This is a genomic window from uncultured Lutibacter sp., assembly GCF_937891065.1.
Lineage (GTDB): Bacteria > Bacteroidota > Bacteroidia > Flavobacteriales > Flavobacteriaceae > Lutibacter.
Genome location: NZ_CALAEQ010000108.1, coordinates 1 through 6,508, shown reverse-complemented (window position 1 = coordinate 6,508; position 6,508 = coordinate 1). Strand labels below are relative to the sequence as shown.

Genomic DNA, 6,508 nt, shown 5'->3' with positions numbered 1-6,508 from the left:
GGAAATTATTCATAAAAATTTTGAATGACCATTTAAAGCTGAAAACAACCTGTTAAAACTTGGTAGCGAATATGTTACTAAATATTTATCATTTCAAAATCATCCTTTGTGTTTTTATAAAAATTTAGATATCTCTTTGATTTTCAACATATCTTAATTATATTTAGACCTTTAAACAAATAATCATTAACTCAATTTTTTTATTAGATGATCATTCATGCAAAGGATGAAAAAAAAACATCCACATTTATTAAAGAATTTGCTTTGAAAAACTATAAAACGTATGTAGCACATTATGAATCTAGGGATTTACAACCTGTTTCATTTCAGGAATTTTTGAAAAATTATAATTTCTAAGGTACTACCTATTAAAAAAGCTTCTCAAAAAATTGAGAAGCTTTTTTACTTTATACATAATTATCCAAAAAACAGAATAATTTAAATCCTACTTTGATACGTATATAAATCAAAATATCTGCCTTTTTTAGCTATTAGTCCATCGTGTTTACCACGTTCAACAATATTTCCATCTTCAATAACTAGTATTTGATCTGCTTTCTGAATGGTACTCAGTCTATGCGCAATTACAAAAGTTGTTCTGTCTTTCATTAATTCCTGTAAACTTTTCTGAATATAAGACTCACTTTCAGTGTCTAAATTTGAAGTTGCCTCATCTAAAATAATAATTTTTGGGTTTGCCAACAATGCTCTTGCAATAGATATTCGCTGGCGCTGACCACCCGATAATTTAACACCACGCTCACCAATAACTGTATCTAAACCGTCATCAAATCTATCTGTAAATTCATTTACATAAGCACCTTTTACTGCTTTCAATAATTCTTCTTCGCTAGCATCTGGTCTTGGAAATAATATATTTTCACGAATAGTTCCTTCATATAAAAAATCATCTTGAAGCACAACTCCAAGATTGCTTCTAAAACTACTTAAATTAACAGTGGCCAAATCTATACCATCTAAAGAAACAATTCCTTTAGAAGGGTTTAAAAAAGTTGCTGCCAAACCTGCAATAGTAGATTTTCCTGAACCTGATGAACCTACCAAAGCTGTAACACTTCCAGAAGGAGCATCAAATGAGATATTGTGCAGTACTTCTTTATTTTCTTCATAACTGAAAGAAACATTTTTAAAAATCACATCTCCTTTTATTGCATCTAATTTTATAGTTCTAATTTCCTCATTGTCTTCTTCCGTCATATTCATTAATTCCTCAGTTCTGTCCAATCCTGCCATTGCTTCAGTAAGCTGACTTCCTATATTACTCATTTGTACAATTGGTGCAATCATAAAACCTAAAAACAAAGTGAAAGAAATAAATTCACCATACGTCATTGTATTCTTCATGATAAAATAGCCTCCAATTCCCATGATTCCTGCAGATGCCAATCCTAACAAAAATGTTGAAGAACTCGTAATTAAAGCAGTTGCTGTTAAACTCTTTTTTACATTTAAGTACAATCTCTCTACTCCTTTTTCAAAAGTTTTATTTTCTTGATCTTCCGCATTAAACCCTTTAATTACGCGTACACCATTTAATGTTTCGGTTAATCTTCCAGTTACTTCTGCATTAATTTTACCACGTGCTCTAAAAATAGGACGAATATATCCAAATGCTTTCATCGCTACAATCGCAAAAATTGAAACAGGAACTAACACAAAAAAGGTCATTAAAGCATTAATTTTAATCAAAATAACCAATGATATAACGGCTGTAAAAGTACCTCCAACTAGTTGTACCAATCCGGTTCCAACTAAATTTCGTACACCTTCAACATCAGTCATTACGCGAGAAACAAGCGCTCCAGATTTATTATTATCAAAAAAACTTATAGGTAACTTTAGTAGTTTCTTTTGAACTTTTGCCCTTAAAAGCGATATTAAATGCTGAGCTTCAACACTTAATAAACGTGTTAATGAAAAAGAACTGACTGCCTGTATAAGTATGGCAAAACAAACAATTATTAGTAAAGTTGTTAATGCATTTATATCTTGTGATGGTATAACATCATCAATTAAATTTTTACTAGCGTATGGGAGTACAAGACCCGCTAAACTTCTTATAATTATTAAAATTATTCCTGCTAAAACGATTTTCTTTCTTGGCCAAATAAATTCTTTAAATGCCCAATAAAATGATACTTTATTTTTACTCATAGTTTTTTATAGTCGAATATTAAGCCAAAATAGTAAAATTGACAATTAGGCAGTAACTAATTTGATGAAAATTAACAAAATATTCCTATTTAAGATTAAATCAAATTTAAAAACATTAAAACAATTATGAATACAAACATCATAATTAATAAAAATTAATCCGTAACTTTAAATTAGATTCTACATCCAAAAAAATTAAAAAAATGGCTTTTATAGACTATTATAAAATATTAGGTATTGCAAAAAATGCGACAGAAAGTGATATAAAAAAAGCATACCGAAAATTAGCCAGAAAATACCATCCAGACTTAAATCCAAATAATAAAGACGCTGAAAAAAAATTTAAAGAAATTAATGAAGCTAATGAAGTATTAAGCCATAATGAAAATCGTAAAAAATACGATAAATATGGAAAAGACTGGGAACATGCTGAGCAGTTTGAGAAAGCAGAAAAACAGCAGCAACACCAACGAAATTCACAACAAGCAACTGGTGGTAGTTTTTCCGAAGGAGATTATTCAGATTTCTTTGAATCCATGTTTGGAGGCCGTTCATCAAGTAACAGCAGAGATTCTATTAAATTTAGAGGTCAAGATTACCATGCTGAATTACAACTTAACTTAACAGATGTTTATGAAACTCATAAACGTACATTAACTATAAATGGAAAAAACATAAGACTCACCATACCTGCAGGAGTGAGAAATGGGCAAATCATAAAAATTAAAGGTCACGGTAGCGAAGGAGTTAATGGAGGGCCAAAAGGTGACTTGCATATTAAATTCTCTATAACTAATAATACAAAGTTTAAATTAGAAAATGATAATTTATATACCAATGTAGATTTAGATTTGTACAAGGCATTATTAGGCGGGGATATTACCGTAGATACTTTTGATGGTAAAGTGAAACTAAAAATAAAACCTGAAACTCAAAATGGAACAAAAGTAAAACTAAAAGGAAAAGGTTTTCCTATTTATAAAAAAGAAGGATCCTTTGGCGATTTATATATTACTTATCAAATAATTACACCTACAAAACTCACAGAAAAAGAAAAGGAATTATTCACCGAACTTTCTAAATTAAGAATGTAATGAACACAAAAAACTTTATACATATTAGCAAACTATGCAAACATTATAATATTGAAATATCATTTATTAATAGTTTAAATGAATTTGGCTTAATTGAAATTATTTCAGTTGAAGAGTCTCAATATATTCATGAAGATAAAATTACAGATATTGAAAAAATGATTCGAATACATCAAGAACTAAATGTTAATATTGAAGGAATTGATGTTGTGTTTAATTTATTAAATAAAATTGAAGAATTACAAAATGAATTAATCATAACTAAAAATAAACTATTGTAACATTAGCAATCTAATTTATTAATATTCTCCAATACCTAACAACACCAAAGTACAAGCTTCTTCAAAAGCAATATTATTTTTAAATAATAAATTTTCTAATTCAATATTTTCAGTTCCAGGGTTAAAAATAACTCGTTTAGGTTTTAGACTAATTATATAATCATAAAATTCAACTTGATTTTTATGATTTAAATATAAAGTAATGGTATGAATATCTTTAAATATTTTTTTGGTTGTATGAATTTTAACACTATTAATTTCTCCTTCTTTTCTACCAATAGCCTTAACTTCATGCATATTAGAAATTAATCGCTGTATTGCTAAATATGAGTATCTACTAGGATTTGTTGATGCTCCTAACACTAAAGTTTTCTTATTCATTTGTTAAAGTCTGTTAAAATATGTTAAACAAAGTAACATATATTTTTTAACGTAGTCTATTATAAACAACAAAGCTTACACTATTATTTGTAAATATAAATAGCAATTAAAAGTTAAATATTTCATAAAATAGTACTTTGCTTTACATAGTACTATAAAATAATATACATTTGCAATATAAAATCTTAAAAACTAACTATTATGAAATCAATAAACACACAAAACTGTACAACAAGTCAATCAACGTTTCAATTAATAACAAACTTAAAACGTACAAATTGGAATAATAGAAGACGATATTCTTCTTCTTCACAATTAAGATTTATTTAAAACTATTGAACTACTATTCAAAAACTCAAATCAAATGAAAAAAATATTAATAATATGCAGTCTCATATTTTCAATAAATATTTCTGCTCAACTTCCTTCAAACACTAATCTAAAAACCGGATCAATTTCAGGAAAGGTTATAGATGCGACTACAAATGAAACGCTACCCTATGTTAGCATTGTAATAAAAGACACAAGCAATAAAATAACTACTGGTGGAATAACTGACGATAATGGTAGTTTTATCATTAAGCAAATTTCCGAAGGTGAAAGCATTGTTGAAATACAATTTATTGGATACAAAACTGAAGTGAAAAAAATTTCAATAACTAGAACAAATTCAAGAATAGATTTAGGAACTATTGCTTTAAAAGAAGAAGCTTCTAAATTAGATGAAGTAACTATTATTGCAGAAACCTCAACAGTTACGCAAAAAATTGACCGTAAAGTTATTAATGTTGGTAAAGATTTAACTTCGGCAGGTACAACAGCCTCAGAATTATTAAATAATGTACAATCTGTTTCAGTTGATAGTCAAACAGGAAATATTAGTCTTCGCGGAAATGAAAATGTGCGCGTTTTAGTCGATGGAAAACCAACAAATATTGATGCTGCTCAGTTGCTAAAACAAATACCTTCAACTTCTATAAAAAGTGTAGAATTAATTACCAATCCTTCTGCTAAATACAATCCTGAAGGAATGAGCGGAATTATAAATATTGTTTTACACAAAAATGCAAATTTAGGTTTCAACGGTTCAGTTAACACAGGTTTAACAGTTGGAGAAAACACTCGTTTTAATGGTTCATTAGATATGAATTTAAAAACTGGAAAAGTGAATTTCTTTGCGAACTATGGGATAAACGATGGTAAAAGTGAAAATTATGGTAAAGTAACTAGATTGGATAATAATTCCGTTCAAGATTTTTTATTTTTAGACAATGGTATTAGTCACTTACTAAAAATAGGTGCTGATATATATTTAAATGAAAAAAATACCATCTCTTTTTATACAACTCAAAATAAATCAGACAATACTTTTAGAGGAAATACAATGGTGTATTTTAATTCAATTCTCGATACTAACAGCCCAATGGTAGTTAACGGTGAAAGCAATTCAGCTGCTTATAATTTAAATTACACATTAGATTTTGAAAAGAAAGGGCATAATTTAGAATTAGAAGCTAATTATTCAAATTCAGACCAGCCAGAAAATACAGATTATAATGAATTAATTGACCCTAATGATTTGTACTTAAATTACAATGATATAATTGAAAATGATAGAAGTACAACGTTGCTTAATATTGATTATACAAACCCACTTTCAGAAAATTCTAAATTAGAGCTAGGTGCTGAAGTTAGGATAAATGACACAAAAAATAATAGAGTCACAACACAACTAAATGTAGATAATTCTTCATTTAAATACGATAGAAGTATTTATTCCGGTTATGTTAATTTTAATCAAAAATTTGATAAATTATCAATGCAATTAGGCGCTCGTTTAGAGCAATATGAAGTTGATGGAGCATTTGTAAAAGGAAGTGAAATAGCTAATTATACTGATGAAATATTTTCAATTTATCCTTCCGCATTTTTAACATTCAATCCTTCTGAAAAAAATCAATATCAATTAAGTTATAGTAGAAGAGTTGATCGTCCATCAATTGGTCAAGTAAATCCTATTAGAGAATGGAGTACGCCACAAATTACTTCTGTTGGAAATCCAAATTTGAAACCTCAATTCACAAATTCATTTGAATTAAACTATACACGTCAATATGAAAAAGGTTCATTTACTTTAGGAACTTTTTATAGAAGAGTAAATGATAACATAACAAGAGTTTTAAACAAAGATCCATTTGATGAAAATAATGTTGAAATATCTTATTTCAATACTGAAAGTAATAATCGTTATGGGTTTGAAATATCAAGCAATCATAAATTTGCAGATTGGTGGAGAGTAAATACAAGTTTCGATTTATACACTCAAAAAGAGAGTGGAATTGCAAATGGTGAAGAGCTTGAGATTACAAATAATTCAGTAAATTTTAGAGTAAGTAATAATTTCAAAGCAACTAAAAATCTACGTTTTCAATTATTTGCAATGTACAGAGGTGGTGGAGAATCTATACAGTTTAAAGTTGATCCAATGTGGATGATAAATACTGGCGCTAGTTTAAATGTGTTAGATGGAAAAGGTACTATAAGCTTACGAGTAAATGATATTTTTGAAGGAATGAA

Annotated in this window: 6 protein-coding genes; 4 read left to right on the top strand and 2 right to left on the bottom strand. The window is 28.1% G+C overall.

From position 1 onward, the window contains the following. Positions 1–438 precede the first annotated feature (438 nt). Positions 439–2,175, bottom strand: a complete 1,737-nt coding sequence (locus tag Q0352_RS06415) for an ABC transporter ATP-binding protein (RefSeq protein WP_299525375.1) — start codon at positions 2,173–2,175, stop codon at positions 439–441. Between the two features lie 203 nt (positions 2,176–2,378). Here Q0352_RS06415 and Q0352_RS06410 point away from each other — a divergent pair, with 203 nt between their 5' ends. Together Q0352_RS06410 and Q0352_RS06405 are read left to right on the top strand one after the other, a co-directional pair. Continuing rightward, positions 2,379–3,269, top strand: coding sequence for a J domain-containing protein (locus Q0352_RS06410; protein WP_299525372.1), 891 nt, complete (start codon positions 2,379–2,381; stop codon positions 3,267–3,269). After that, positions 3,269–3,550, top strand: a complete 282-nt coding sequence (locus Q0352_RS06405; RefSeq protein ID WP_299525369.1) for a chaperone modulator CbpM — start codon at positions 3,269–3,271, stop codon at positions 3,548–3,550. The genes Q0352_RS06410 and Q0352_RS06405 overlap by 1 nt, the downstream gene beginning before the upstream one ends. A gap of 18 nt (positions 3,551–3,568) precedes the next feature. On the opposite strand, the gene Q0352_RS06400 is transcribed toward Q0352_RS06405, so the two are convergent. After that, the gene (locus Q0352_RS06400; protein WP_299525366.1) at positions 3,569–3,931 is read right to left on the bottom strand and encodes a CoA-binding protein; all 363 of its coding nucleotides are present in this window, start codon (positions 3,929–3,931) and stop codon (positions 3,569–3,571) included. 201 nt (positions 3,932–4,132) lie between these two features. Here Q0352_RS06400 and Q0352_RS06395 point away from each other — a divergent pair, with 201 nt between their 5' ends. After that, positions 4,133–4,261 carry a hypothetical protein gene (locus tag Q0352_RS06395; protein ID WP_299525363.1) on the top strand — a complete coding sequence of 43 codons (129 nt, stop codon included), beginning with the start codon at positions 4,133–4,135 and terminating at the stop codon, positions 4,259–4,261. Between the two features lie 34 nt (positions 4,262–4,295). Then, positions 4,296–6,508: outer membrane beta-barrel family protein (locus Q0352_RS06390; protein WP_299525360.1), on the top strand; the 2,213-nt coding region annotated here is incomplete at its 3' end.

What these genes read in the sequence shown, in the direction of transcription:
- Q0352_RS06395 (WP_299525363.1), top strand. Translation starts at nt 4,133, where the DNA reads ATGAAATCAATAAACACACAAAACTGTACAACAAGTCAATCAACGTTT.
- Q0352_RS06405 (WP_299525369.1), top strand. Translation starts at nt 3,269, where the DNA reads ATGAACACAAAAAACTTTATACATATTAGCAAACTATGCAAACATTAT.
- Q0352_RS06410 (WP_299525372.1), top strand. Translation starts at nt 2,379, where the DNA reads ATGGCTTTTATAGACTATTATAAAATATTAGGTATTGCAAAAAATGCG.
- Q0352_RS06400 (WP_299525366.1), bottom strand. Translation starts at nt 3,931, where the DNA reads ATGAATAAGAAAACTTTAGTGTTAGGAGCATCAACAAATCCTAGTAGA.
- Q0352_RS06415 (WP_299525375.1), bottom strand. Translation starts at nt 2,175, where the DNA reads ATGAGTAAAAATAAAGTATCATTTTATTGGGCATTTAAAGAATTTATT.